27 protein-coding genes are annotated in these 25,661 nt (G+C 51.6%); 10 read left to right on the forward strand and 17 right to left on the reverse strand.

Translation table 11 applies throughout. The annotated features are described in order from the left end of the window. Positions 1-27 precede the first annotated feature (27 nt). A protein-coding gene (locus JNE38_RS20950) for an IS3 family transposase (RefSeq protein WP_203357668.1) occupies positions 28-1,172 on the forward strand; the annotation gives its coding sequence in 2 pieces (ribosomal slippage) (positions 28-316 and positions 316-1,172; 1,146 coding nt in all). Between the two features lie 85 nt (positions 1,173-1,257). Here the strand turns inward: JNE38_RS20950 and JNE38_RS20955 are convergent. Next, positions 1,258-1,932 carry a TerC family protein gene (locus JNE38_RS20955; RefSeq protein WP_203353096.1) on the reverse strand — a complete coding sequence of 225 codons (675 nt, stop codon included), beginning with the start codon at positions 1,930-1,932 and terminating at the stop codon, positions 1,258-1,260. Positions 1,933-2,026: 94 nt separating this feature from the next. Between JNE38_RS20955 and JNE38_RS20960 the strand changes: the two genes are divergently transcribed. The 3 genes from JNE38_RS20960 to JNE38_RS20970 all read left to right on the forward strand — a co-directional run bounded on the left by JNE38_RS20960 (position 2,027) and on the right by JNE38_RS20970 (position 4,259). Further along, positions 2,027-2,548, forward strand: a complete 522-nt coding sequence (locus JNE38_RS20960; RefSeq protein ID WP_203353097.1) for an ADP-heptose synthase — start codon at positions 2,027-2,029, stop codon at positions 2,546-2,548. A gap of 175 nt (positions 2,549-2,723) precedes the next feature. Continuing rightward, the gene (locus JNE38_RS20965; RefSeq protein ID WP_203353098.1) at positions 2,724-3,203 is read left to right on the forward strand and encodes a chemotaxis protein CheW; all 480 of its coding nucleotides are present in this window, start codon (positions 2,724-2,726) and stop codon (positions 3,201-3,203) included. Between the two features lie 171 nt (positions 3,204-3,374). Further along, positions 3,375-4,259 (forward strand): M23 family metallopeptidase, encoded by an 885-nt coding sequence (locus tag JNE38_RS20970; RefSeq protein ID WP_203353099.1) that lies wholly within the window; start codon positions 3,375-3,377, stop codon positions 4,257-4,259. A 59-nt stretch (positions 4,260-4,318) separates the two neighbouring features. On the opposite strand, the gene JNE38_RS20975 is transcribed toward JNE38_RS20970, so the two are convergent. The 7 genes from JNE38_RS20975 to JNE38_RS21005 form a co-directional block, all read right to left on the reverse strand. Further along, positions 4,319-4,987, reverse strand: a complete 669-nt coding sequence (locus tag JNE38_RS20975; RefSeq protein WP_203353100.1) for a hypothetical protein — start codon at positions 4,985-4,987, stop codon at positions 4,319-4,321. Positions 4,988-5,036: 49 nt separating this feature from the next. Beyond that, positions 5,037-5,633 carry an RNA 2',3'-cyclic phosphodiesterase gene (gene thpR, locus JNE38_RS20980; RefSeq protein ID WP_203353101.1) on the reverse strand — a complete coding sequence of 199 codons (597 nt, stop codon included), beginning with the start codon at positions 5,631-5,633 and terminating at the stop codon, positions 5,037-5,039. A 96-nt stretch (positions 5,634-5,729) separates the two neighbouring features. Further along, complete coding sequence (locus tag JNE38_RS20985; protein ID WP_203353102.1) at positions 5,730-6,218, reverse strand: hypothetical protein; 489 nt, start codon at positions 6,216-6,218, stop codon at positions 5,730-5,732. 149 nt (positions 6,219-6,367) lie between these two features. Next, complete coding sequence (locus tag JNE38_RS20990; RefSeq protein WP_203353103.1) at positions 6,368-7,408, reverse strand: hypothetical protein; 1,041 nt, start codon at positions 7,406-7,408, stop codon at positions 6,368-6,370. A 4-nt stretch (positions 7,409-7,412) separates the two neighbouring features. Next, entirely contained in the window at positions 7,413-8,213 is an 801-nt protein-coding gene (gene surE / locus JNE38_RS20995; protein ID WP_203353104.1) for a 5'/3'-nucleotidase SurE, read from the reverse strand. A gap of 80 nt (positions 8,214-8,293) precedes the next feature. Continuing rightward, positions 8,294-8,719, reverse strand: coding sequence for a tellurite resistance TerB family protein (locus JNE38_RS21000; RefSeq protein WP_203353105.1), 426 nt, complete (start codon positions 8,717-8,719; stop codon positions 8,294-8,296). A 178-nt stretch (positions 8,720-8,897) separates the two neighbouring features. Further along, positions 8,898-10,727, reverse strand: a complete 1,830-nt coding sequence (locus JNE38_RS21005; protein ID WP_238933401.1) for an SgrR family transcriptional regulator — start codon at positions 10,725-10,727, stop codon at positions 8,898-8,900. A gap of 108 nt (positions 10,728-10,835) precedes the next feature. Here JNE38_RS21005 and JNE38_RS21010 point away from each other — a divergent pair, with 108 nt between their 5' ends. Continuing rightward, complete coding sequence (locus JNE38_RS21010; RefSeq protein WP_203353106.1) at positions 10,836-12,059, forward strand: MDR family MFS transporter; 1,224 nt, start codon at positions 10,836-10,838, stop codon at positions 12,057-12,059. Positions 12,060-12,070: 11 nt separating this feature from the next. On the opposite strand, the gene JNE38_RS21015 is transcribed toward JNE38_RS21010, so the two are convergent. From JNE38_RS21015 to JNE38_RS21035, 5 genes are all read right to left on the reverse strand, one after another. Then, positions 12,071-12,868, reverse strand: coding sequence for an ABC transporter ATP-binding protein (locus JNE38_RS21015; protein ID WP_203353107.1), 798 nt, complete (start codon positions 12,866-12,868; stop codon positions 12,071-12,073). After that, positions 12,861-13,793, reverse strand: a complete 933-nt coding sequence (locus JNE38_RS21020) for an ABC transporter permease (RefSeq protein WP_203353108.1) — start codon at positions 13,791-13,793, stop codon at positions 12,861-12,863. The genes JNE38_RS21015 and JNE38_RS21020 overlap by 8 nt, the downstream gene beginning before the upstream one ends. A 28-nt stretch (positions 13,794-13,821) precedes the next feature. Next, positions 13,822-14,874 carry an ABC transporter substrate-binding protein gene (locus JNE38_RS21025; RefSeq protein ID WP_203353109.1) on the reverse strand — a complete coding sequence of 351 codons (1,053 nt, stop codon included), beginning with the start codon at positions 14,872-14,874 and terminating at the stop codon, positions 13,822-13,824. A gap of 92 nt (positions 14,875-14,966) precedes the next feature. Further along, positions 14,967-15,977, reverse strand: coding sequence for an ABC transporter substrate-binding protein (locus tag JNE38_RS21030; RefSeq protein WP_203353110.1), 1,011 nt, complete (start codon positions 15,975-15,977; stop codon positions 14,967-14,969). Positions 15,978-16,219: 242 nt separating this feature from the next. Continuing rightward, positions 16,220-17,530 (reverse strand): hemolysin family protein, encoded by a 1,311-nt coding sequence (locus JNE38_RS21035; protein ID WP_203353111.1) that lies wholly within the window; start codon positions 17,528-17,530, stop codon positions 16,220-16,222. Between the two features lie 143 nt (positions 17,531-17,673). On the opposite strand from JNE38_RS21035, the gene JNE38_RS21040 reads away from it, so the two are divergent. The 3 genes from JNE38_RS21040 to JNE38_RS21050 all read left to right on the forward strand — a co-directional run bounded on the left by JNE38_RS21040 (position 17,674) and on the right by JNE38_RS21050 (position 21,314). Then, positions 17,674-19,350: a DNA repair helicase XPB gene (locus JNE38_RS21040; RefSeq protein ID WP_238933402.1), complete on the forward strand. Its 1,677-nt coding sequence runs from the start codon at positions 17,674-17,676 to the stop codon at positions 19,348-19,350. 52 nt (positions 19,351-19,402) lie between these two features. Next, positions 19,403-19,972, forward strand: coding sequence for an RNA polymerase sigma factor (locus JNE38_RS21045; protein WP_203353112.1), 570 nt, complete (start codon positions 19,403-19,405; stop codon positions 19,970-19,972). Between the two features lie 103 nt (positions 19,973-20,075). Continuing rightward, a complete protein-coding gene (locus tag JNE38_RS21050) occupies positions 20,076-21,314 on the forward strand; it encodes a hypothetical protein (RefSeq protein ID WP_343071711.1) in 1,239 nt (412 codons plus the stop codon). Between the two features lie 51 nt (positions 21,315-21,365). Here the strand turns inward: JNE38_RS21050 and JNE38_RS21055 are convergent, their stop codons facing one another. Together JNE38_RS21055 and JNE38_RS21060 are read right to left on the reverse strand one after the other, a co-directional pair. Beyond that, on the reverse strand, positions 21,366-21,806 hold the full coding sequence (locus JNE38_RS21055; RefSeq protein WP_203353114.1) for a VOC family protein: 441 nt from the start codon (positions 21,804-21,806) through the stop codon (positions 21,366-21,368). Positions 21,807-21,829: 23 nt separating this feature from the next. Continuing rightward, positions 21,830-22,282: a pyridoxamine 5'-phosphate oxidase family protein gene (locus tag JNE38_RS21060; protein ID WP_203353115.1), complete on the reverse strand. Its 453-nt coding sequence runs from the start codon at positions 22,280-22,282 to the stop codon at positions 21,830-21,832. A 116-nt stretch (positions 22,283-22,398) separates the two neighbouring features. Here JNE38_RS21060 and JNE38_RS21065 point away from each other — a divergent pair, with 116 nt between their 5' ends. Together JNE38_RS21065 and JNE38_RS21070 are read left to right on the forward strand one after the other, a co-directional pair. Further along, positions 22,399-22,974 carry a CGNR zinc finger domain-containing protein gene (locus tag JNE38_RS21065; RefSeq protein WP_238933404.1) on the forward strand — a complete coding sequence of 192 codons (576 nt, stop codon included), beginning with the start codon at positions 22,399-22,401 and terminating at the stop codon, positions 22,972-22,974. 93 nt (positions 22,975-23,067) lie between these two features. After that, positions 23,068-23,640: a hypothetical protein gene (locus JNE38_RS21070; RefSeq protein WP_203353117.1), complete on the forward strand. Its 573-nt coding sequence runs from the start codon at positions 23,068-23,070 to the stop codon at positions 23,638-23,640. Positions 23,641-23,709: 69 nt separating this feature from the next. On the opposite strand, the gene JNE38_RS21075 is transcribed toward JNE38_RS21070, so the two are convergent. Continuing rightward, on the reverse strand, positions 23,710-24,693 hold the full coding sequence (locus tag JNE38_RS21075; RefSeq protein ID WP_203357671.1) for an ABC transporter permease: 984 nt from the start codon (positions 24,691-24,693) through the stop codon (positions 23,710-23,712). After that, entirely contained in the window at positions 24,671-25,624 is a 954-nt protein-coding gene (locus JNE38_RS21080; protein WP_203353118.1) for an ABC transporter ATP-binding protein, read from the reverse strand. The genes JNE38_RS21075 and JNE38_RS21080 overlap by 23 nt, the downstream gene beginning before the upstream one ends. Positions 25,625-25,661 lie beyond the last annotated feature (37 nt).

Raw genomic sequence — 25,661 nt, forward strand, 5'->3', positions numbered from 1 at the left:
GGGGACAACCTTGGAGGTGTTTTTGCGTTGGCAACAAGAGTTAGTTATCCCGTAGAAATTAAAATGAAAGCAATTGAAATGCGTCTTGCAGGCGTCACCAAAAAGCAGATCATGCAAGAACTAAATATAAAAAATAAGACCCAAATTCAACAGTGGATGCGCTGGTATCGTAGTGGAGACGTTCATCGTCTTCAGCAACCTGTAGGAAAGCAATACAGTTTTGGAAGAGGGCCGATGTACGATTCTGAACTGGAACAGGTCAAAGCAGAGAATCGTTTTCTAAAACAACAACTGGACGTTCTAAAAAAGTTAGAGGAGTGGGAAAGGAGGTGTCACCAGAAGTAATCGTTCCTTGGATGGAGTCCATTCGTGGGCAAGTAAGTGTGAGCCAAGCTTGCGCGTGGCTTGGTATCCCTCGTTCTACCTACTACCGTTGGAAAGCTGCATACGGGAAAAGAAACGAGGATCTCGTTGTGGGAAAGATTCGGCAATTATGTATTCAACATAAGTTCCGTTATGGGTATAGAAAGATTACAGCTCTGATGCGAGCTGAGATGTCTATTAATCATAAACGAGTACAACGTATCATGCAGCGTGAACAACTACAATGCCGAGTGAAGGTGAAGAAACGCAAGACAACAGGTCAACCTTCTTATGTAGCAGATCATCTCCTGCTGCGACAATTTCAAGCAAGTGCCCCAATGCAGAAATTAGTGACCGACATTACTTATTTACCTTACGGAAGTAAACTTTTATATTTATCGAGCATCATGGACTTGTACAACGGTGAGATTGTGGCATACAGTATTTCTGACAAGCAAGACACATCGTTAGTCCTCGATACGCTATATCAACTGCCAGACCAACCTGGAATGATGCTTCATAGCGATCAGGGCAGCGTGTATACGTCTCAGGCGTATCAAGCAGCAGTAAAGGGAAAAGGCATTACCATGAGCATGTCCCGTAAGGGTACGCCCGCTGATAATGCCCCCATCGAGTCGTTTCATTCCACACTAAAGTCTGAAACGTTCTATCTCGATAATTTTATCTGTACGACGACGGCCATCGTTGTACAGATTGTCCAAAACTACATTCATTACTATAACTCAATTCGCATTCAAACGAAACTAAACAACCAGTCACCGATTCAATTTCGGCAACTGGCTACTTAAATGGCTAAGGTGTTTTGATCCCTGTCCTACGGACGGGGGTCAGTCCCAGCGGCGTCCCAGCTTTTCCTGCTCCTTTATCGCATCCTTACTCCGCATGAGCTTGATCGTGACGGCTGCGCTGCCAATAGCCGAGCACGAGCACGAGCGCCACGAGGATAAGCTTGATCACCGTTTCAAGACCTGCCCACTTCAAGAGCCAGTCCGCGATTACCTCTTCATTGGTGATCATATTCGCCGCTGCCCATGCCAGGACAGCAGAGCCCAGATAGACGAGCCAGGTATACCGCTCCATCGCTTTGAGGATCAGCTGGCTCCCAAAAACCATGAGCGGGATACTGATGATGAGACCGAGCACGATCAGCACGATATTGCCGTTCGCTGCCCCTGCGATGGCGAGGACATTGTCCAGCCCCATCATGACGTCCGCCACCACGATCGTTTTGACAGCTTGCACCATGTCATCACTGGATTCGATCTGATTGTCTTCATCCTCTTCCTTCAACAGTTTGTAGCTGATCCAGAGCAATACGAGGCCGCCCACCAGATACAAATACGGGATCTTTAGCAGGTAAACAGCCAGCACGGTCGCGATCACGCGCACAATGACGGCGAGAAAGGTTCCCCAGAGGATCGCTTTTTTCCGCTGTGCAAAAGCCAGCTTCCGGCAGGCGATCGCAATCACTACCGCATTGTCGCCGCTGAGCACGATATTGATCGTAATGATGACCAGCAAGGATGAGAAGAACGCTGAATCGAACATGGAAATCTCCTCCAAAACAAACCCTTCCGCCCCTGCCAAAGGCTTGTTGTCCTTCTCGTAATTCAGTATGATGGTAAGGAGGAGGGTTGTCGAAATGTCGAAACAATTCGTTACCGAGGCGATCATGTTGGCAATCTACGGGGAACTGATGTCCCCATCGCAACCGGTAGAATATCTGATACCCGCATCGACAATCTATGAATTGGACGAGTTCATCCAAAGCCCAGAACCTATCATGCCCTACTCTGGCGACGATCAATACGTGCGCAAGATCATGCAGGAAATGAGTCAGTTCTTCCAGGATCCGTTTAATCGCAAGCGGCTGGAAAAAGGTCTGATCGCACCGTGGTCCAAAGTGCCGTTTACCTTTCCGAATGGCGTTACCTTGACCATCATCAAGGTGGAGGACAACGCTATGTGGGGAGAAATATTCGATCCAGTCGAGACACAGCTGCTGCTCACATCCATGCGATTTGAGGTCCCGCTGATCACAGACCAGCCGGATTATCAGGATCGGATTTTGGAATATATCGTGCCCGTTCAATTTTATGATGTGGATGACTTCGAATTTGCGTTGGAACAAGGGATATCCCTGAGCGAACTGCAGGATCCGTAAAGGACTCCCAAGCAGACTGACACGCTGCGGCTTGTCAGTCTTTTTTGTTCTTTTCTAGTATGGCTTTTTCGTTGAAAACAATCGTGAGGGGAAAATTTCTCACGGGAGAGGTTTGTCCATGGTACAATATGGGTACATGTACTCTATCGAAGCTAGTTTGGGGAGGAACCCATTCATGGAACTGACGAAGCGAAATCACGGGACGGATTGGGAAGCAGAGGGTGCCACTTCGCAATCGATCCTGTTTAAAATGGGAAATGAGTACTACGGGCTCTCCATTTCCTTGGTCCGAGAAATTATCAAGCCACTGCCTGTCACCCGATTCCCGAAATCCCCTCCCTATGTGGAAGGAGTCGTCGATTTGCGCGGGCGCATCCTGCCTATTATCAATCTTCGCAGCATGTTCGGTCTTGAGCCGGTCGCAGAAACAGATGACACGCGGTTCGTTGATCTGCAGCTGGAAGGGCTGAATGTCGGAATCATCGTGGATGCCGTATCGGAAGTCATGAGCATTCCACAGAACCTGATTGAGGCAGCCCCACCAATCATTGCTGGTGTGGAAGGAAAGTACCTGCAGGGGATTGCACGCTTGAATGACAAGCTGATCATGCTGCTGGATGTCGATGAAATTTTCGGGCAATGGAAAAAGAAATAAACGCAGCAAAAACCCAGTACCGATTTGGTCACTGGGTTTTCGTTTTTCTGGGTCGGACATAGGCCGCTGGCAAATCGACCACAATACTGGGCAGGGCAATTACCATTCCCTTTTCAGAAACCCTCTCCCCTTTTCAGCCGTACTATCTAATACGAATGGGGTGTGATCGTTATGGAACATCATCAACGACTGAATCAGGCAAAGTGGATCCCTGCCGCTTTTCTAGCCGGAAAGTACCAAGCCATCTATGAGGCTTGCAGCGGCTCTTTCCGCGAGCAATTAAGCCTGGAGGAGTTCGGTACGTTTTCCGCAGAATTTCATCAAGGAGTAACGGGATACCAGCCCCATCCTGCCTCCATCGTCCCCTGGAACAATACGCTTCGGTTTGTCTGGTTGGATGAAAGTGGACAGAATGGGCTTTCGACGGCCATCGATCGTGACGGGACCATTTTGGGTTTGCGTCTCGCTCATTTGTCTTCCTTTCCCAAGACGGATGAAACTTTCACCAAAGGAACGTATCACTTGCCTTTTCGAGGAGAATGGTTTACCTATTGGGGCGGTACAAACGAGCTGGTCAATTATCACTACGCCTACCCGAGCCAGCGCTATGCGTTTGATTTTCTGGTCATGCGAAACGGGCGGACCTACAGCGGTGACCCCAAGCGCAACGACAGCTACTACGCCTTTGGAATGCCGATCCTCGCTCCCGCTTCCGGGACGGTACTCAAGGTGTCCGGATCCATTTGGGACAATGAACCGGGTAGCTACAATGAAGAGTATGCCGCCGGCAATTTCGTGGAGATCGATCACGGCAATGGGGAATACAGCCTGCTGGCCCACTTGAAGCACGGATCGGTCACGGTGAAGCCAGGCGTGCATGTCGAGCGGGGACAAGTCATCGGTCAATGCGGCAACTCCGGCAATTCCAGGGAGCCTCATCTGCACATGCAGGTATCGGATTCCTCGGATCTTCTGGGGGCGCACTCGATTCGCATCCGCTTTGCAGATCAGGCTCAGATCGTGCAAGGCGATTTTGTCCGCGGGGCTGGAACCTAAACAACGCACACAAAAAAGAGGACGGATATGGGATGAATCCACATAGCCTCCTCTTTTTTCTACTCTCTTCCGCCGCTTGCCAAATAGGCGTAGTTCACCCATACCATTTCCTCAATGCCCAAGATTTCCTTGAACAGATCAACCGAATCGTACAAGAGCGAGGCCCCTGTCTCTTCGTCCACATCGGTCAACAGCTGCAGGTCAAACAGCGAGCGCAGCTGCTGCACTTGCTTTGGACCTGCAATCCGGTTAAAAGACTGGGGCTTGATCCTGGTGATTCCTTTTCCTACCTCTCGCCGATACAGCTCCGAACGCACGACCCGATCCAAAATGTCCTCATATTTTTGCCGTATCTCTTCACTTTCCCCGATTCCTTCCTGCAGGTCGATCTCTGGATAAAGCCGGCTAAATTCCTCTTCCGCCATCTCGACGTCCAGCGAGTAGCTGATCGTCCCTGAAGACACCTCATAGCCAGCATCAAACAACCGAAAGCCCCATCCGTTATCCTCGGCGTCGTGAAACCAGAGCAGCGGCACAAATTGCTTGGACAGCTGCAGCAGAAATTGCAGGGTTTTCGATGTTTCGATCCACTCATCCTGCAAGAAAAAAGCGTTCCAGTCGCCGTTTACGTTCCTGTGGAAGTGCGGCTGTGATGACTTGGACAAGGCAATCAGTACTTTCGGTTCGTATTTGCGTGGATAAAGAATGCCGGTCGTGAACTCACCCATCCGTTTTCCACCGCTTTCTGGAAGGTCTCCCTGTATTCCTCTTTCCAGTCTATTCAAGCACCGCTTGTTTTTTGCTGTGTTCTTTATCAAACGTGCTTGTGTGGATGATGGAATGGACAGCGCCCTCCGGCTTCAGCTCCGATCGATACAGATGGACGTGCTTTGCCTGCCACTGAGGCGGCTCGATCGCTAGGTAGCGTTCGTTCCAATCCAGCAGAGGCAGCCCTCCCGCTTGGCTGTGAGGGCCGCGCGCGAGCGTTATATGAGGCCGGTATTGCTTTCGGTCGTACGCGAGACCGTCATGCAAGTCGAAGCGTTTGCCGAGTAATAGATGAAGCTGCTTGAGCGGATTGACTTGGCCTCGCAGTCCGAGCCAAAGCACGCGCGGGCGCTGTGCGTGGGGAAACGCGCCAAAGCTCCCGACCCGCAAGGAAAACGGCTTGATGATCGCACTGACGATATCCATGTCTTCGCAAATGGCAGGGACCAGCGAATCCTGCACTTCCCCCAGAAAATGCAAGGTCAGATGAAGATTATGTAAAGGTTGCCAACGATCCGCGCTCACGTCCTGCTTTAGTCTTTGCTGGACATCGGCCATGTAAGTAGCAGCGTTTTGTGGAATGTCCAAAGCTACGAATAATCTCATGTCCGAACACATCTCCCTTCCATCATGGAACTGTCGGGCCGACCTGAAATAAAAAAAGCCCTCCTCAACGGAGAGCCTTCCCTTCTTACTCGGTTCTTACGCAGCCAGCATCTTACCCGTTACGATGCCCAGAACACTTCGCACAAAGTCACTCAATCTCCCGGAGCCAGGCTGATAGGAAAAGCGGATGGTCAGTTCGATGTGACCGATATGTCCTGCGGGCGGAATGTTCCAAAACAAATCAACTTCTCCATAGAGAATTTCTTCGATGCGTTGCTTTTTGGCCTCGATATCCATGTTCGGATCGTGGGAAAGGGAAAATTTCATCATGATGGATAAGGAATCCTTGGCAGAAAAGGTTTCATTTCGCATTTGCAGCTTGCCGTGAATCGCTACGACTCCCGATTCTCCCCAAAGCCTATACTCCAGTAACGCCTGAAATTGCGGTTGCACTTGCAGCTCCAGGGCAGGCAATCCGCCCTCTATGGTCAGTGCATGACTCTCGGCCAGTTGCTCGATCTCCCCTTGAAAACGGTGAGCGCAATCGGAAACGTATTGTAGTACATCTGGTTGAACAGCGTACATCGTTGTCACCTCTCCCCAGCAGATTGTCTGTCCTACCTACTTCGGAATCTTCCTTGTCGTATCCTTTGTTGAAAAATGACTTATTTACCCATATTTCATCGAAGTGAAAAAAATTCCTATGAAAATTCGTTTTCACAAGGTTGCAACATTTAACAGTAGGGGTTGATATCACCTGAAAACGCTTCCTGATGCAGCTCGGACAAGTGCTGCTGCATTCGTTCATCCAGCTCCAAGTGATAGAGACGTCCTTTTTCATATCGCAAAAAGGGATAGGCGCCAATCTGCACGGGACTCACATCTGCGGTGTGCAGGAACGAAGGCAAAGTCATCAGAAAGCGGGTAAACGGATTTGCCTCGTCCTCCGACATATGAATCACTTCGAACAGGTGAGAGAATAGCGGCGTCACCACCAGCGACAGACGCTCTCCCTGCTCGGCAGCCCATACCGTGAAGGTCGAATCCCTCACTTCGCTTCGGGAATGGCGCTTCATGACCCAGACTGCTTGCTGCACCGTCCGCATGAGCAGATGCTGGGCTTCCTCCTCGCCCATCGACTCCAGCATGCGACGATAGTCAAGAACATAAGCGATCCCCTCCTCCATCAGGACGGGCTTGGGTAGCGAGAGGGCACTGATCGTCTCCGTCTCCTCTTCCCTCACTTCTGACTCAAGAGGCAGTTCTCCCTGGGTTCCATCGAACAGAGCTTGGATCATCCCATTGGCCCGTTCGATTTCTTCCTTTGAAAACGTGATAGACTCGCTGAAGATATGCGTGAGGCTTCCTTCTTCATAGGCCAAGTAATGCAGGGGGGTACTTGCTTGCCGCAGCATGCTTTGTGCCATCCCCCGCTCTTGTGCTTCTCTGATGTCAAAGCTGAGCGGAAATCCTAACGGCTGCAGCGGATCCGATAACGTCCAGATCACGGCGAGCAGCTTGTTCTGGTACGTCTTGAATTCAATCGAGACTGCATCGCGTGTCTGCTCAGTGAAGGCATCCACCGATTCAAACACGAGGAACAGCTCTGCCACGCCTTGCGCATTCAAGCGGGCGAAATAAGGAAGGCCCTCTTCTCCCGCCAGCTTGTACAGATCATGAAACCGTACGGGGTCGAGGCACTCCCCTTGCGTGCTTTCGTCAGGTGATGCCAGAGTCAAATCAGGATCGATCTGTGGCTCGTACGCTTCCGCCATCTGTTCATCCCTCACGTTTCCTGGATGATTTTACAAAGGACCATTCCTCCATTTGCCCCAGAAGAGTGCGGTCCGTCGCATCAATATGCACGGGGGTGATCGCCATATAGCCGTTTTTCAACAGATCGTAATCGAGTGGTTCCGAGAGCGGCAAGCCTTCCGGATATTCACGCATGAGGAGATAGCCGCCTCCTTCTGGGCTGTATTTATCGATGTAATGGTCCAGGGAAAGCGATGCAGGCGCAACGCCTTTCACCTCGTCCAACGGCAGGTGCGGGATGTTCACGTTCCAGAATACCTGCTGCGGGAGCTGGCCGCTTTTTGCCTTCTCCGTAAATTCTTTGACTAACGGCTGGATCATTTCGACCACCTCGCCGTAATTCTCCTGATCAAACCAGTTATCGTAGGAAAGGGCAATCCCAGGAACGCCGAGAATGACCGCCTCGCGTGCTCCGCTGCAGGTGCCCGAATAATAAATGTCACGTCCCAGATTCGTGCCCACATTGATGCCGGAAAAGACGATATCCGGCTTTTGACCCTCTTCAAAGAGCAAGTGGTACGCCGCCTTCACGCAGTCAGCGGGATTCCCATTGATGGCCCAAGCCTTGACAGGAAGACCGTAGAAATCGTGTTTTTGCGGTTCCAATGCGCTGCGAAAGGTAACCCCGTGCCCGACTCCACTCTTTTCCTCTTGGGGCGCTACGACGTAAATCTCCGCATCCTCCAGATGGAGCAGCGCTTCTGTCAGCCGTTTAATCCCCAACGCATCGATACCGTCGTCATTCGTAATCAAGATTCGCAGCATATCGTGTCCTCCTCATTTGCTAGCATTCTCCTTATTGTACCAAAAAAGGCGAAAGGACCCCAATGTGAATGGGGTCCTTTCTAATCTGCCACGATATCATTCCAGCGCTCGCGCCATCGGATACCGTCGATGATCCACTCTTCCACCTGTGCCTGTTTCTCCTCCGAAATTCCCATCAAGCAGGCGATGCGGGCAATTTCCTGCGATTCCTTGGGAGACAGCTTGCGATCGATCAATGCCATATGGTACAGCTTTCGCATCATGATCAGCTTTTCCGTCTGTGTCATGTCGATCATGTCCTCGACAATGACCTCAGGTCGCTTCGGGTAGTCCATGTCGTCCATCAGGATTTGCCGTTCCTTCAAGGTAAAATGCTCGGAATTCACCATTTCATGAATCCGGTTCACTTCCTTGTTTCCAATATATCCGTCGGCATGTCCGACACATATCATCAATCGAATGGAAGCAAACAAAATATGTTTGTCCTTCTCTGTTTTGGTGAACAACGTACTTCCTCCTCTACCATTTCCTGAACGGGCAAGAAACGCTTCTCTATGAATGCTTGCTCAAGAATGAGCGATCTCGTTTGAACGGATCAATATTCTTTTACATGAAAAATCTCTTTACCTAATTATACGTTGAAAAAGGAAAGCGGTTTCACACTAAAATGTGACAAATTTTCAGCTATGCCCGGACAAACACCCGAGAAAAGTCAACCCACCCGTACGCATCAAGGGAAATGCCGGATAAATGAGGATGGGCTTCGATCTCGATTCGGTTGGAGTACAGAGGGACAAAGGTGCGTCGCTCTTGCAGGCAGGCTAGTATATGGGTCATTGCTTTCTCTCGATCTTTCGGGGCATTCGCCTCTAGCAAGCTGTTCAAATGCTTCTCCACCTCTTTTAATCCCCTCTCATCCAGATGATGCCGGATGCTCAATGCTTCCGCGCAGACAAATTCCTGCAGGGACAATTCCAAGCGCTCATCCACATTCGCACTGTCCACGATCATATCTGCCGCTTGAAGCAGATCCGGCTGCGCCAGCTCTTCCGGCTCGGCATAGACGATTTCCACGGCAATTCCGCAACGGGCGCAGCTCTTTTGAATCCAATGCGCATCTTCCTTATGATCCTCGTCGGGATACGTATACAGCAGCAGCTTTTCCCCTGCATAGCCACTGGAGGTGACCGCTGGCAGAGAGAGCTGCGCCTCTTGCTCAGGCAAAAACGGAACGACCTCGCCCCACGCACAGGCAGGCTGTCTCGGTCCCTTCAGATCCGCGCGCAGCCTCTCACCCGAAAGGATGGATGCGACGGTCGAGCGAAAGGATGGATCCTGCAAGGGCCCTGGCTTGGACCCATTCAGACTGACGTACTGAAAGCTTTGTTCACGACGGAAAAACCCTCTTCTTTCCCGGCCATTTGCGGCTGGTCCCATTCCTGCTCCGGTTACGGACTGCAGCAGCTTCACCTGGTCTGCCTCCGCTTCTTCCTCCCGCATCTCCGGCACACACCACAGCTCGACCCGATCGAGATACGGGCGACCGGCAAAATAGGGCTGAAACGCTTCGAGAACCACCATCGATTCATCATTGCGAGAAAGCTTGAATGGTCCGGTTCCCACCGGCCATTTGGCGAAGTCTTCCCCCATCTCCTCCACATAGTCTCTCGGGACGATGGAAGCGTACTCCTTGCTCAAGGCATGAAGGAACAAGCGGTTAGACGTTTGCAAGGCAATCCGAACAATGTGCTCATCGACAGACTGAACGGATAGGATGGAACGAGCCAGCCAGCGGTGTCTCGAGGGGCTTGCCATCAAGCGGCGCAAGGAATAGCACACATCTTCCGCCGTCAACTGATGTCCGTGATGAAACAGGACACCCTTCCGCAGATACAGGGTCCACTCTTTCCCTTGCTCGTCTGACTCCCAGTAAAACGCAAGCTGGCCGACGATCGTTCTCGTGGCGGGATCAAATCGAACGAGCGTATCAAAAAGCTGCTTGACCAAATGCGTTTGCGAACGCAGCAGCACGCGAATCGGATCGAGGCTTTGAAAGGGATGATCCACAAAAAAACGGAGCGTATCCACTCTCTTCTCATTTCCTTTTTCCCGGGAAACCCTCAAGCCAAACTGACTGCTCATCCAGCGCGAATAGTTCGCTTCCAGCTGCGGCCACGTGAGCTGATAGTGACTGATCAATTGCCTGGAGGCCTGGACGTCTCCTTTTTGTACGAGTTCCTTGGCAACCGTAAAAACCAGCTCCGAAGGATCGAGGAGGCATGTGAGCACAGAACGATTTCCTCTGCCCCGCCCCGGCTTCCAGCGCAGCCAGCTCTGATTTTGCATCTTCTTCAGCGTCAACGTCGCGTTGCGATGCGTGCAATACAAAAGCTCGGCGACTTCTGCCAGTGATATATCAACGGGTGCCCCCTGCGTCATGTCCTGGCACCCCGTATATAAACGCACGTATTGTTCTACCAGCTGCAAAGAAACCACCACCGATTCATCAATCAAAAACATGAAATTCCTGTAGGCATAATCGTACGCTTTTTCTTACCGTCCTGCCAGCGTAAAATTTGACGAAACAACATTCAACCACTCCAAACAGAAAGGAAGCCACCCATGAATCTCATGCCTCATTCCCTTTCCCGACTCGTTGCCGCGTATCCGCCCATCCTGTGGGTCAGGCTGTTCGGCGAAACGCTGACCTCTACATCCAGCGCGATGATTGCTCCGTTTTTAGTCCTGTATCTGAGCGAGCACATTGGCAGCTCCATTACCTGGACCATGCTGATCATCGGACTTGCACCCTTTTCGGAAATTTTGCTGACGCTGTTTGCCGGGGGTGTGACGGATCGATTTCCGCGCAAGACTGTCATGCTCGTCTCTTTGCTCATGCAAGGATTGGCGATGCTCGCAATGGCCTGGGCTGACACCATGGCAGCCTTTGCCCTGCTGTACATGCTGAGCGGGGCAGGTCGATCCCTATTCATCCCTGCCAGTCGTGCCCACCTCGCAGATTCCATCACGGACGGTCAAATGGCGGGCGCATTTGCCCTCCTCAACACCGCGGGAAGCATCGGAGCCGCATTGGGCCCTCTGGCAGGCGTGCTCATTTACCAGTACGATCCGGCACTGGCCTTTCTCTTCACTGCCATCTCCCTGCTTTTGTATGCCGCAGCGGTCTGGTGGAAAGTCCCGCATGCCTCAAGTGCCACTTCCTTGGAGAGCAGCACAGCAGAAACGTATGCAAAAGGCTCCCTTCAGACCTACCGTCCCGCTCTCGCCATCATGCTTCTATCGCTGCCGATCAGTCTGTTTTACGCGCAGACCGAAACGAACCTGCAGCTGCATTTCAAGCAGCAGATTCCTGATTACCTGCAAGCTTTGGCGACACTCGTCTCGATAAAAGGCATCATGCTCATCATCCTGGAATTCTGGCTGGTCAAGTGGACGCAAAAGCTTCCTGCACGCCTGCTCATCAGCGGCTCGTACGGCTGCTTTCTGATCGTTGCGCTCGGGTTTGCCTTTCTCGATTCTCTCCCCGCTCTGATTGCCCTGCAGCTCGTTTGGGTCATTGGTGAAAGCATCGGCATCACACAGCTGTTGACGTTCGTCACCAGGATCGCACCCCCTGCGATGCGCGGACGCTATTTTGCCATCACGGGTACTCACTGGGACATCTCTCGGACGTGCGGGCCATACCTCGGAAGTCTGCTCTTGATTCATTTCGGAGGAGCCACGTTGTTCGCGCTCGTCGCAGGTATTCTGCTCGTTGGCGGCATAGCCATGTACGCTTACCTCTCGAGAAAAGAAAAAGCCTTCCCAGTGGTTCAGGAAGGCTGAATCATTTGCGACTAGGTCAACAAGAAACGGTCTTCGTTAAAGCTTTCTCCACCGCGGGCCGTTTCAAAGGCTCGCAGCAGATCCTGAGGTTTCATCGTGCGTTTCTTTTCGTCCGGAATGTCGAGGATGATGCCACCGTCATGCAGCATCAGCAAACGGTTTCCCATGTTCAATGCCTGCTCCATGTTGTGGGTGACCATGATCGTCGTCAGCGTATGACGCTCCACGATCTTTTCCGTCAGCTCGACAATCAGCTGCGCCCGCTTGGGGTCCAGTGCCGCCGTATGCTCGTCGAGGAGCAGGATCTTCGGCTCGGTAAAGGTCGCCATCAGGAGGCTGAGTGCTTGCCTTTGTCCTCCGGAGAGAAAGCCGACTTTTGTTTTCAGGCGATTTTCGAGCCCTTGGTCCAGCTGCTTCAACTGCTCGCGGAACAGCTCCCGTTTGTGGCTGTTCACTCCAAAGGACAGCTTTCGGCGCTGTCCTCGCGCGAGTGCGATCGCGAGGTTTTCCTCGATCGTCATGTTCGGCGCAGTACCGGCCATCGGGTCCTGGAACACGCGGCCGATCAGAGAGGCACGCTGATGCTCTCCCATGCGGGTCACATCTTTCCCGTCGATCGTGATGCTGCCCTCATCCGGCAGCAGACCTCCGGAAATGATGTTCATCATCGTAGACTTCCCGGCACCGTTACTCCCGATGACCGTGATGAATTCTCCCGGCTTCACATGCAGATTGACATCGCGCAGGGCAATCTTTTCGTTGACCGTCCCAGCATTAAAAACTTTATTTACACCTGAAATCTTAAGCATCGCTGCTTCCCCCCTTCACCGAGCGTACCGCCTGTTTCTTCCAAATTCCCTTGGCGATCGTCGGAACAGTCAGGGCGATAATCACGATCAAGGCTGTGATCAGCTTCATGTCGGACGGGTTGAGACCCGCCTGCAGAGCCAAAGCGATGACGAGACGATAAACAATCGATCCGAGAACGACAGCCAGTGTCACCCGGAAAATGGAGGAGCTTCCGAACAATACTTCCCCGACAATAACAGAAGCAAGACCAATGACAATCATCCCGATCCCCATGCCGACGTCGGCGAAGCCCTGATACTGGGCTACCCAAGCTCCAGAGACTGCGACCAGTCCGTTGGAGAGTGCCAAGCCTACGATCGTAGTCGTGTCTGTATTGACACCAAAGCTGCGGATCATTTTCGGGTTGTCCCCGGTCGCACGCAGATCCAATCCGATGTCGGTATGCAGGAACCAGTCCATCACCAGCTTCAAAACCAGGACGCCTACCAGAAACACGATTGCTACACCCGTCAAAATCGTGACTCCGCCAACAGCAAGGTTCGGAACACTCAGATCCTTGACGTAGGTGAACAGCGTATCCTCCCGCAAGAGAGGCAGGTTGGCTTTGCCCATGATGCGCAGATTAATCGAATACAGGGCGATCATGGTCAAGATCCCTGCCAAAAGGGCGTTGACTTTCCCTTTGGTATGCAGGATACCGGTAAAAGCCCCTGCTGCGCCGCCGACCACAAAGGCCAGCAGTGTAGCCAGATAAGGATTGGTTCCGTCGATGATAAACTTCGCCGCAATCGCACCGCCCAGGGCGAAGCTACCGTCTACGGTCAGATCAGGTACGTTCAGAATGCGAAAGGTCAGATAGACGCCCAGGGCCAATATTCCGAAAAGCAAGCCCTGTTCGATTGCTCCCATTATTGCCAGATTCATAGAAGAAGTCCTCCTGTTACTGCGTGTATTACTCTACCACTTCTCCTGCGCGGTCGAGCATCGCTTGCGGAATGGTCACTCCCATTTTTTCCGCAGCTTTCTTGTTCAATACCAGCTTCATATCGGCTTGCACTTCCACAGCCATGTCGCCTGGTTTCGCTTCGCCTTTCAAGATTTTCACAGCCATATCCGCTGTTTGGGCACCCAATTTGGAGTAATCAATCCCGTAAGTGGCAATCGCACCGCTCTTCACGGAGTTTTCTTCACCCGCGATGACAGGAAGCTTTTGAGACTCTGCTACACCCAGTACCGCTGCGATCGAAGAAACGACCAGGTTGTCAGTTGGGATGTAGTAGGCATCCACTTTCCCTACCATGGATTCAGCCGCTTGCTTCACTTCTGTAGCGCTGGTGATCGCCGCTTCCTGGATCGTCAGACCGAGTTTGTCTGCTACAGCCTTGGCTGCATCCACCTGTACCTTGGAATTTACTTCTCCAGAGCTGTAAATGATTCCTACCGATTTGGCATCGGCTTTCAATTCTTTGATCAGCTTCAGCTGTTCTTCCACTGGATTCATGTCAGAGGTTCCCGTTACGTTGCCTTCAGGTTTTTCCATCGCTTTTACCAGTCCAGCTTCCACTGGATCCGTTACCGCTGTGAACAATACCGGAATCTCTTTGCTTGTTTGCGCTGCCGCTTGGGCCGATGGTGTCGCAATTGCCAGCACCAGGTCTACCTTGTCCGCTTCAAACTTTTGAGCGATGGAAATCGCGGTATCCATGCTGCCTTGCGCAGATTTCACGTCAATTTTCACTTGCTTGTCTTGCTCATATCCTTTTTTTGCCAGCTCGGCGATAAAGCCTTCACGCGCTGCGTCTAAAGCAGGGTGCTCGACGAATTGGGAGATCCCGATGGTCAGTTGCTTGTCAGCTGCTGGTGCTGGCGCATTGTTGGATGCTGGCGCCGGGCTTTGGTTGTTAGCCGGAGTGGCGCTTTGCTGTCCACACGCGGTGACGGACAAAAGCAGCAAAGGAAATAAAATACTCTGAATCATTTTCATAGGTCTCTTTTGTTTGAACATTTTGATCAATAACCCCCCAAAAATTTTTTCTCAATTTTAACACGCGTAAAACATTTTTAAAAGAAGAAAAAAGAGAGCTTGGAGCTCTCTTTTTACTTGATGATTTCTTTCGCCTGCTGTTTGAGCTCATCGGATACTTGGAGTCCAAACTTCTGGGCTGCCGTTTCATTGATGTATAGTTCGGCTTGTTTGGAAATCTCTACAGGCGTATCGGCTACCGCTTGTCCTTTCAGAACCCGCGCTGCCATCTCACCGGTCTGTTTACCCATGCCGTAATAATCAATTCCATAGGTGGCTACCGCGCCGCGTTTTACGGTGTCCGTATCAGAAGCAAAGACTGGAATCTTGCTCTGCTCGGCTGCACCCAAAACAGCTTCAAACGCAGAAACGACGGTGTTGTCGATCGGAATGAACAAGGCTTCGGACTTCGCTGTCAGTCCGCTTGCCGCCAGTTGTACTTCTGACAGCTGCGAAATGCCTGCTTTGACGATTTCGATGCCTTCTTTGCTGGCAGCTGCCTCGAGATCCTTCACTTGCACTTCAGAGTTCACCTCAGAAGTCGTGTAGATCACTCCCAGCTTTTTCAAGTTGGGCAGGAACTTTTTGATCAGCTGCAGTTGTTGTTCCATGGATACTTTATCTGAGGTACCGGTCACATTGCCGTCTGGCTTCTCCAAACTGCTGACCAGCTGTGCCGACAGCGGATCTGTTACGGCACTGAATACGACAGGCTTGTCAGTAATGGCTTTTGCTGCTGCTTGTGCGGATGGAGTGGCGATGGCCACGACCAAATCCTTTTTGTCACCAGCGTATTTTTGCGCAATGGAAACGGTGTTGTTCATGTCTCCGTGGGCATTTTGGAAATCCACTTCCAGATTCTTTCCTTCTTCAAAGCCAGAACCTTTCAATCCATCCAAAATCCCTTGGTGAATGGCATCCAATGCCGGATGCTCCACGAATTGCGTCAAACCCAATTTTACCGTTTGCTGCCCTTCACTTGGCTTTGCTGCGGTTGGCTGGGTTGTTCCACCTGTTTGATTGCCGCATGCTGCCAAAGAAAATGCCAGCAACGCGGTCAGTCCCATACTGACTGCTCGTCTCATCTCAACTTCCTCCTCTAGGCTCTGCTTCGCTACTTTCTACTTACGACTATACTACTAGCTAACTTGGAAACTCTGACTCATTATACTACGCAGAAAAGATTTTTTCATCAATATTTTTAAAAGCATTCCCAAGAAATTAATGCCGATCTTTCTTCCCTTTTTAGTCCAAATTACTCGATTAACTTATTGATATATACCTTTCGTGTATATTGATATGCAAATAAAAGCAGGGATGGATCCGCTCAGGAATCCACCACTGCTTCCTCGACAGGCAGCTTTTTCACAATGACGCGCGTGATCCGATAATGATCCACTTCTTCAACAAAGAATTGGTAATTTCCCTTCTTCACCATATCCCCTACCCGCGGCGAGTGATCAAATTGCATGTAAATCCAGCCTGCGAGCGTGTCTACCTCGTTCGACTCCAGATCGATGTCCAGATAATCGCTCACTTCTTCCAACAGCATGCGTCCATCAAGGGAGAGGATGTTGTCTTTTCGTTCCACCTCTGGCCGCTCGTCATCGAATTCATCCTGGATGTCTCCCACGATTTCTTCCATGATGTCCTCGAGCGTCACCAACCCGGCGGTACCTCCATACTCGTCGATGATGATCGCCAGCTGGCCACGCTGCTTTTGGAGCATCGTGAGCAGACGGCTTATGGATATCGTCTCGGGAACGGTCAGCACCGAACGCATCAGTGACTGCAGATCGCGCTGCTCTCCTTCCAAAAGACCGGTCAGCATGTCTTTGATGTGCAAGCTCCCTACCACATGATCTTTGTCCCCGTCGACGACCGGATAACGGGTAAAGCGTCCATTTTGCACCAGCCTCACGTTTTCCTCGAAAGGATCACGAATATTGAGCACGACCATGTCTGTCCGGGGCACCATGATTTCGCGTGCCATCGTTTCGGAGAAGTCGAAGATATTATCTACCAGCATCATTTCCGTATTGTCGATCAATCCGCTTTTGTGGCTCTCATTCACCAGGATGCGGATTTCCTCCTCGGTATGCGCCTCCTGGTGCGGCTCCATCGAGATATGAAACAACGCGAGAAATCGGGAAGCGGACCAGTTCAAGAGCGCGATGAACGGATACATGATTTTGTGGAACCACATGATCGGCTTCGCCACGGCCAGCACGATCGTTTCTGTCTTTTGAATGGCCAATGTCTTCGGGGCAAGCTCCCCTAGCACGATATGCAAAAAGGTAATGACAGAGAACGCAATAATAAAGGAAATGCTGCTGGTCAGTGTCTCGTTTAGTCCGAAGTAGCGAAAAACAGGGTGCAGCAATTGGGCGACAGCGGGCTCTCCCAACCACCCGAGTCCGAGCGAAGCGAGAGTGATCCCCAGCTGACAGGCAGAGAGATACGCATCCAGATTGTGCAGCACCTTTTCTACATTTACCGCATTGCCATTCCCTTCTGCGACCAGCTGCGATATCCGCGATTCCCTCACCTTGACGACGGCGAATTCGGTCGCCACAAAAAAGCCATTGAGGAGCACGAGGATGATGACCATCCCCAAGTTAAACCAGGTCGAAAGCATCTCATCGCCCTCCCTTCCGTCCTTCCTTTGGGATATTGTTTCCCACCCTGGGACAAATGTTACCTCTTCGTTTTTCTTTCTTTTCCCGATTGTGATACCATGGTTCTGAATGAATATGCAGCTTGCTAGTGAGGTGGCATCACTTGTCTTACCGTCCAGATTTGCCCATGATCGTGCAAAGTGACCGAACGATTCTGCTGGAGACGCAGCATCCATTATTTGCTGAGGCGAGACAAGCCCTCCACGGCTTCGCCGAACTGATCAAAAGTCCGGAATACATGCACACGTATCGGATTACTCCCCTGTCTCTGTGGAATGCCGCTGCAAGCGGACTGACGCACGAGCAGGTATCCGGCGCGCTTGGCACGTATAGTAAATACGGAGTTCCTCCCACAATCGTCAAAGAAATCGAGGAAACGATGTGCCGTTATGGTCGCATCCGTCTGGAAAAGTCAGTGGACGACATGATTCTGAAAAGCGAAGATCCTCTCTTGCTAGCAGAGCTTCTGGCGTATAAATCGATTACCCAATTAATAGAAGAATCACGCGGCGACGGGTATGTCATCAAGCCATACGCTCGCGGGTTGATCAAGCAAGAGCTCATTCACCTCGGCTATCCCGTGCAAGACCTTGCGGGCTACAGCACGGGTGAAAGCTGCCCGATACAATGGAGAGCCATCACATCGAGCGGACGTTCTTTTTCCCTTCGCCCCTATCAGGAGGAAGCGGTACACACGTTTCACTCTGGAGGAGCGGCGACAGGCGGGAGCGGAACCTTGGTGCTGCCGTGCGGAGCAGGGAAAACCGTGATTGGCCTCGGTGCCATCTGTCAATTGCAGACAGCTACCCTGATTTTGACAACAAACACCACATCGGTTCGCCAGTGGATAGCAGAGCTCCTCGACAAAACGGATTTGGATCCTTCGCAGATCGGGGAATACACGGGTGATCGCAAGGAAGTCAAGCCGATCACAGTCGCTACTTATCAAATATTGACCTACCGTCCCAGCGCCGAGGATGAATTTCCTCACATGAAACTCTTTTCAGAGCGCGACTGGGGGCTTATTATTTACGATGAGGTTCATTTGCTGCCAGCGCCGGTTTTTCGGGTCACATCCGGCATTCAGGCCACGCGGCGGCTGGGTTTGACGGCTACGCTTGTTCGTGAGGACGGGCGTGAGGAAGACGTCTTTACCCTGATTGGTCCTAAAAAATATGAAGTTCCTTGGAAAATGATGGAGGAACAGGGATGGATTGCCGAGGCCCGCTGCAAGGAAATCCGCCTGCCGTTTGAATCCAAATGGCGGGAAGCATACGCGCGTGCCAGCGCTCGGCAAAAATTTCGCATCGCTGCCGAGAACCCGAGAAAGCTGGAAGTCGTCCGTTACCTGCTCGAACAGCACCCTAATGACCAGGTGCTGATCATCGGGCAATACGTCGATCAGCTGGATCACATGGCAAATGCCCTTCAGCTTCCTCTGATTACGGGGAAAGTGCCAGAGAGCGAAAGGGAGTTGCTGTACCAGCAATTTAAACAGGGGAAAATCAAGCGCCTCATCGTTTCAAAGGTCGCCAACTTCGCAGTAGACTTGCCAGACGCAAACGTCGCGATCCAAATATCCGGAACGTTCGGCTCCAGACAAGAAGAAGCGCAGCGACTCGGGCGAATTCTGCGCCCAAAGACCGATGAAAACAAGGCGCACTTTTATACGCTTGTGACACGAGATACCCGAGAGCAGGAATTTTCACTCCATCGTCAGCTTTTTCTCGTGGAACAAGGCTATCCATACGATATTATAGAAATGGAAACGCTGGTTTGAAACGTTTTAAAAATACCAGCGTCTCATAGAGGGAAGGGAGGCCGGAGATTCAATGCAATCCGACGCCGAAATCATTCAGCGGATTCTTCAGGGCGACATCGAAGGGTATCGCGACCTCATCCAACGATACCAGCATATGATCTACGTATTCATCTACAAGATGGTGAACAATCGCTCCGATGCGGAGGATCTCACTCAGGAAGTATTTGTTAAAGCGTATGAAAAACTGTCTACCTTTCGCGGGGACAGTCAATTTTCCTCGTGGCTGCACACGCTTGCCCGCAACAAGAGCATCGATTTCTTGCGTCGCCGGAAGTTTCATGATTCGGATGAGCAATTGGCCTATGTGCCATCAAATACACGAGAAGAATCTCCTCAAGAATCGCTCATGAACAAGGAGCAGCGCCGTGAAATCGAAGAGGCATTCGCTTTACTGTCAGATACTTATCGAGAAGTAATCGTGCTACGCTGCACGCATGAATATCCGTTTGAAAAAATTGCGTCACTCCTCGGCATTGCCGAGTCGACTGCCCGCGTCCGATATCTGCGCGCTCGCCAGGAACTAGCAAAATTGTTAACCCGCAAGGAAGGGGGGCTCGTACATGAACTGCCAGGCATTTAGAAAAGCATGGTTAGAAGACACGGATAGTGATGTGATTTCTCATATAGAAACATGTGAGGACTGCATCATATGGATTGAAGAACAGATGACAACTGACGAGGAGGTGCAGTTCTTGAAGGAGGTTCCTTTACCATCGGTGAACCTGGAAGAGAGAATCATGCAGGCCATCTACCAGGACGCCGGAAAAGGCACGCCCCCTCATGCCGCTACTGAATCGCTACAACCGCCGACACCGCTCGCAAGCAGCAAGCGTCGAACCAAAGGCTTCCCTTCACTCGCCTGGGTCAGCGCAGCAGCAGTCTTGCTCATCGTGGGTCTGGCAGGATACCAGCAGCTGCAATCCAATGATTCGCAGATGGCCTCCATGCCGCAAAGCGCGACAAGCGGCTCTCCAAATCAAGGAATTGCGTACAACGCGGAAAGCCAGCCGGAAGCTCCCAAATCGGAAGCCCCGGTGCAAGACTCTCTCGCGACAAGCGATGCTGCTCCGGCTGCAGCGGGCACTTTGGCAAAACAGCAGGCTCCTGCCGCCCAAACGCCGAAGGCAGCGGATACTCCATCGGTTATGTCCGAATCTGCTATAGCCATGAATAAGCAGGCAAAAACAATCAGTCCCCAGTCGCGGGCTGCCACAGAATCACAACCAACCGCTCGCAGCAGCGTTGTGACTCCACCCGTTACTGAGCCTGCCAAGAAAGAAACGACGATCGCCCTTGCTGATCAAGAAAAGGCCAGAAAAAGCGCAGCGAAAGCAACGGAGGAGACCGATCAATCCGTCGCAGCATCTGGCGAGCCCGTTTATTCGCTGACTGCCCAATCCGTCCCTGAAGCAGACGAGAATGCATCTGCCAAAGCCGTGGTGGGGCCGCCAGCACCATCCGTTCAAAAAGCAGCGATCACACTTTCTACCTTCTCTGACATTGAGACAGCTGTACAAGCATCTGACTTGCCTGTTCCCGTGCTGGCATCTTCGGCAAACGGATTCGCGGTCTCGGATATTTCCGTACAGTACGAATCCGAGACAAGTCAAAAGGCTACACGACTCACTGCTGATTACAAGCGCAACAAGAGCTGGATTAAAATTGATGTCGTCCGTAACACGCACGGCAAACGCAGCCTCTCCATTCCGGGTACGTTTACCGCTACCGAGTTGTTTACGGTCGGCCAAGAGCAAGCGATCGGCGTATCGTTTGATCAGCAAGGCGCAAAGCCATCCACCGTGCAGCACGCTGTTCACTTTAATGCGCAAGCAAAAAATCAGTCCTTGTACGTCGTCATGTCTGCCAATGGCATCAGTCTGGATGAATTAATCGAAACTGCAAAACAATTGACTTGGGAATAACAGCAGGACACGTGAGCTTGAATAGCCACGTGTCCTTTTTTCTATGGGATGCTATTTCACTTCGATCGCACCGCAGCCACCGATGATGGGAATCTCTTTGGCAACGTCTCTTTCCGTTGTGGTCAGCTCGATTCGAATACCACTGGGCTCATAGCAGAACAAAGCAACATATCCCCCTTCTTGCCCTTTGACACCGATCCCTCCAAACTGCAGACGAATGTTACGCTGCTTCATGCGTTCTTCGATTTGGCGCAGGACGGCAATGGATTTCACAGACAGGGCCAGGTGATGCAGACCGGCTACGTTCACCGCAGCCCCCTGATCGGCTGTCTGCCACAGTGTAATCATCGTCGCACCGTCTGACACATAGGCATGGTGTCCAGCCTCATACTGCAAGACTTCGAATTCTAAAACGTCCGTGAAAAATTCCTTGCTCTCCTCCAAATTCGTCACGCTCAAACCCACATGTGAAACCCCATTCGTCATCGCCATCGTTTCCCTCTCCCTTTCTTTTTTCACATGCCCACCAATTTCGGAATGCGCGCAGAGCAATTGCGATACACTTCCTCGACCGTTACTCTGACCACTTGAATGCTGCCCGGAAACCACTCGCACAGGCTAGGATCGTCCAGCACTTCTGCCTTGCCATTGATGCGGAGCCGCTGCTGATGAGAGAAATCAATGAACAGCATGCCGATCCTGGGATTTTCCAAGATGTTGCCCAAGCTTTGAAAAGCACCATTCCCCGGATAGTCCGGGAAGAGCAGCGTCTCATCGTCCAGTGCCTTTACCGCTGGCACTCCGCCCCGAAAGCTGCAATCGCAGTTCCCGTTTCGGTCCGCTGTTGCGATGAAAAAGAACTCCATCGCTTCCACGTATCTGCGAAGGAGCGGCGTCAATTTTTGCCCTACACGTATTCCCCCTGTCTGAAATTTGTCCCTCAGCCTTTGCTCACCACTTGGTTCCATCGCTAACCACCCCTTCATAACCACCAAAACAACTTTTAAACAGTTATAGAATACTCAATCTCCCAAACCTTGTAAATGCTTTTTTAGCGGTTATAATAAAATAGAGGTGAATGACGTTGAATCACACACGAAATACATTGGGTGGAGCTATTTGGATCAATCTGGTCAACACGATCAATAAGCGCCGCATAGATATGCTGGATGACCCTGAGAAAGTCATGCTCTGGCTGCAGGAAAATCATTTGCTGCGCGATAGTGATCGGAGCGAGCTGGAAAACGCGGAGCGCTATCACCACATCATTTCCGTGCTTCGTTCGCTCCGAGACGTTTGTTTTGCGGTTCTCTCCGAAATAGAGCGGGACGGCATCTCCTCCATTGTCATCCGGCACATGCAAGCCTTGACAGAACAAATGAACGTACGGCTTACCCTGCTGTCTTCAGAGGGACGTCTGGAGTTGGTAAACGAAGGTGTCCGCACCGACGATCACATCTCGTATCACGTCTTGGCATCGATGGTGCACACGCTGCAAACGGTATCCAAGGAACGGATTCGGACTTGCGAGCATGAAGACTGCATTTTGCACTTCATCGATACCTCCAAATCCGGAAAACGGCGTTGGTGCAGCATGGAGACATGCGGAAACCGCCACAAGGCAGCCGAGTTCTACGCGAGGAAGAAACAAAAGGAATAAAGGGAGTCTGGTCCGTTCATACCATTTCCTTTTTTATCCATTTTTGGTATGATGAGAAAAGCTTCATGCCGGCTGGTAAAGGAGGTGCGTTTTGTGACCGGATTGTCCAAAATATTTTGGGGACTGTTACTGGTCTTTGTGGATATACGTTTGAATCAATTTGATATCATACCGGATTTGATCGGGTATATCATCGCGTACGCAGGATTCTCCCAACTGTCCTCCAGTCATTCGCATTTCGCCAATGCGAAGTTCGCGACCATCCCGCTGCTCTTGTTTTCGATTCTCGAGCTGTTCCAATTCCCTGCGTCGTATCAGGTATCCACGACGGGAGCTGCATCCATGAGCGGTCCGATCATCCTCGTCTCGCTGCTCTCTACCGTATTGAGTTTGTACATGATCTATCATCTATGCAAAGGCCTCGGTTATGTGGCTCGAGAGGCAGGCGCGCCTGAGCTTGCGGAAAAGTCGGAAAATAGATGGAAATACTACCTATGGCTGACTCTCTCCATGTTCGCAATGCCTTTGTTCGCTGTCATCGGGTCGCCCGTCATTCTGTTCTTGATCATTCCGTTTGTCATCATGGGCCTTCTCGTTTATGCCATGCTCCTGATGCTCATCCGCGAGGTCGATCAAATCTGGCGTTCCACTTCTCTTTATGAATAACGAGTCTTCCCCACATTAAAACCCGCTCTTGCCTCTACTAGAAGCAAGAGCGGGTTTCTTTCTATCGACTCATGAAGTCACATCTCGTCTGATGAACACGGTATACGCCACAATCAGCGCGGCGATCGCCCAGATTGTCAACACCGCCAAAGAAAACGGCAAGGTCATTCCTTTGATGGGCGGCAGCGTCCCATTCAAATAATCCGTCAGCTGCAGATTCACCACAAACAAATACTTGGACGATTCCCATGAAGAGGCCATTTGTGTCAAAATCGTACCGCTGATCAAGGCGGCCATCATGATCCCCATTCCCGCAGCGGCGCTTCGCACGAGCACGGAGACCATAAAAGTCACTGTCCCCACTACGACGCACACAAACCAGCCTAACCCGTACTGCAAAAGCAAAAACTGCCACTGGGGAATCATGAAGGCACCAGAAGTCTCCAGCTCCCCTCCCGTCACCTCGAAGCCCGTCAGGATCGGCAGCGTCCACCCTGAATAACCAAAGACGACACCCGACATCACATATGCCAGCAGAAGCGTCGTCAGCACCGTGAGTGAAGTAAACAGCAGCAGCGTGAGGTACTTGCTGGTCAACACCTTCCACCTTCGCACCGGCCTCGTCAGCAGGAGCTTGATCGTCCCTTCACTAAACTCGGCGGATACCAGATCGACCGCCAATACAACGATGATCATGGGCAGAAACATCGACACAGCCTGATCCATAAAACCGCGGGCAAAGGTAGGTCCTCCCGGTGCCATCGGATTGATGTCGTGGTCGAGGTAGTACTGCTGCTGCTGAATCCGTACCTTGATGAAATCACGCCACTCATCGGGCAAACGGCTGGATGCAAGCCTGTTTTGCATGTCCACGATCTGTTGTGTCAGCAGGGGCCGCCAATCGGTAGTCCCCATGCGTTCCTGGGCGGTTAGGACGGAACGGTATTGCGCGTAGGTAAAAATCGGAATCAGGATCGCCAAAATCAGCACCACGACGAGAAAGCGGCGCCTGCGAAGCAGCTTCATCGTCTCATTTTGTACCAGTCCCAGCATGCTCACTTCGATTGCCGCCTCCTTCGGTCAACGTAAGGAACAGGTCCTCCAGCGTAACCGTCTTTGTAGCGATCCCTATGACGGGGATTCCCGCTCGCACCATCGCCTGATTCACTTCGCTGACTCTCTCCACGTCCATGCGGCACTTCAGACGATCTTCACCTGCTTCCCATACCTCTTTTACGGCCGGATGCCCTCTTAATACTTCAATGGTTTTGGGTAAGGACGCCGCTTGTACCGTCCAATCCACTTGATCGGCGAATTGCTCCATCAGTTCCTTGACCAGTCCGACTGAAATCACCTTTCCCTGGCTGATGATCGCCACTCGATCACACATCATTTCAATCTCACTCAGCAGGTGGCTGGAGATGAAAACAGCAAGCCCCTCTTCCTCCGCAAGTCTCCGGATAAACTGGCGCATCTCCCGAATTCCTGCCGGGTCCAGCCCATTCGTCGGTTCATCCAGGATGAGGATTTTGGGTCGGTGCAAAAGTGCCTGGGCGATCCCGAGCCGTTGCCGCATCCCGAGCGAGTACGTCTTGACCTTGTCATCGATCGCACGCTCCAGATCGACAAAGCGCACGATTTCCTCAATTCTCTCAGGGGAGATGCCGCCGCTCATGCGGGCAAATTGCTCCAGATTCTCCCGGCCTGTCATGAATTTGTACAGCTCCGGGTTTTCTACGATGCAGCCAACCTGAGCGATGGCCTGCGGAAACTCTTCCTGCAGGGAAATTCCTCCTATTCGGATCTCTCCCCCATCTGCCGCAGCCAGTCCGACGAGCATGCGGATCGTCGTGGTCTTCCCCGCACCGTTTGGCCCGAGAAAGCCAAAAACCTCGCCTGAAAAGACATCGAAGGTGATATCGTGAATGATCGGTTTTTTGCCGATCTTTTTATGCAATCCTTTTACAGAAAGTACTTCAGCCAAATGTGCACCCTCCTGTTCCATTGCCGCTCCATTGCCT

The organism is Brevibacillus choshinensis, assembly GCF_016811915.1.
GTDB lineage: Bacteria > Bacillota > Bacilli > Brevibacillales > Brevibacillaceae > Brevibacillus > Brevibacillus choshinensis_A.

What these genes read in the sequence shown, in the direction of transcription:
- JNE38_RS20955 (WP_203353096.1), bottom strand. Translation starts at nt 1,932, where the DNA reads ATGTTCGATTCAGCGTTCTTCTCATCCTTGCTGGTCATCATTACGATC.
- JNE38_RS20960 (WP_203353097.1), top strand. Translation starts at nt 2,027, where the DNA reads ATGTCGAAACAATTCGTTACCGAGGCGATCATGTTGGCAATCTACGGG.
- JNE38_RS20965 (WP_203353098.1), top strand. Translation starts at nt 2,724, where the DNA reads ATGGAACTGACGAAGCGAAATCACGGGACGGATTGGGAAGCAGAGGGT.
- JNE38_RS20970 (WP_203353099.1), top strand. Translation starts at nt 3,375, where the DNA reads ATGGAACATCATCAACGACTGAATCAGGCAAAGTGGATCCCTGCCGCT.
- JNE38_RS20975 (WP_203353100.1), bottom strand. Translation starts at nt 4,987, where the DNA reads ATGGGTGAGTTCACGACCGGCATTCTTTATCCACGCAAATACGAACCG.
- thpR (WP_203353101.1), bottom strand. Translation starts at nt 5,633, where the DNA reads ATGAGATTATTCGTAGCTTTGGACATTCCACAAAACGCTGCTACTTAC.
- JNE38_RS20985 (WP_203353102.1), bottom strand. Translation starts at nt 6,218, where the DNA reads ATGTACGCTGTTCAACCAGATGTACTACAATACGTTTCCGATTGCGCT.
- JNE38_RS20990 (WP_203353103.1), bottom strand. Translation starts at nt 7,408, where the DNA reads ATGGCGGAAGCGTACGAGCCACAGATCGATCCTGATTTGACTCTGGCA.
- surE (WP_203353104.1), bottom strand. Translation starts at nt 8,213, where the DNA reads ATGCTGCGAATCTTGATTACGAATGACGACGGTATCGATGCGTTGGGG.
- JNE38_RS21010 (WP_203353106.1), top strand. Translation starts at nt 10,836, where the DNA reads ATGAATCTCATGCCTCATTCCCTTTCCCGACTCGTTGCCGCGTATCCG.
- JNE38_RS21015 (WP_203353107.1), bottom strand. Translation starts at nt 12,868, where the DNA reads ATGCTTAAGATTTCAGGTGTAAATAAAGTTTTTAATGCTGGGACGGTC.
- JNE38_RS21020 (WP_203353108.1), bottom strand. Translation starts at nt 13,793, where the DNA reads ATGAATCTGGCAATAATGGGAGCAATCGAACAGGGCTTGCTTTTCGGA.
- JNE38_RS21025 (WP_203353109.1), bottom strand. Translation starts at nt 14,874, where the DNA reads ATGTTCAAACAAAAGAGACCTATGAAAATGATTCAGAGTATTTTATTT.
- JNE38_RS21030 (WP_203353110.1), bottom strand. Translation starts at nt 15,977, where the DNA reads ATGAGACGAGCAGTCAGTATGGGACTGACCGCGTTGCTGGCATTTTCT.
- JNE38_RS21035 (WP_203353111.1), bottom strand. Translation starts at nt 17,530, where the DNA reads ATGCTTTCGACCTGGTTTAACTTGGGGATGGTCATCATCCTCGTGCTC.
- JNE38_RS21045 (WP_203353112.1), top strand. Translation starts at nt 19,403, where the DNA reads ATGCAATCCGACGCCGAAATCATTCAGCGGATTCTTCAGGGCGACATC.
- JNE38_RS21055 (WP_203353114.1), bottom strand. Translation starts at nt 21,806, where the DNA reads ATGGCGATGACGAATGGGGTTTCACATGTGGGTTTGAGCGTGACGAAT.
- JNE38_RS21060 (WP_203353115.1), bottom strand. Translation starts at nt 22,282, where the DNA reads ATGGAACCAAGTGGTGAGCAAAGGCTGAGGGACAAATTTCAGACAGGG.
- JNE38_RS21075 (WP_203357671.1), bottom strand. Translation starts at nt 24,693, where the DNA reads ATGCTGGGACTGGTACAAAATGAGACGATGAAGCTGCTTCGCAGGCGC.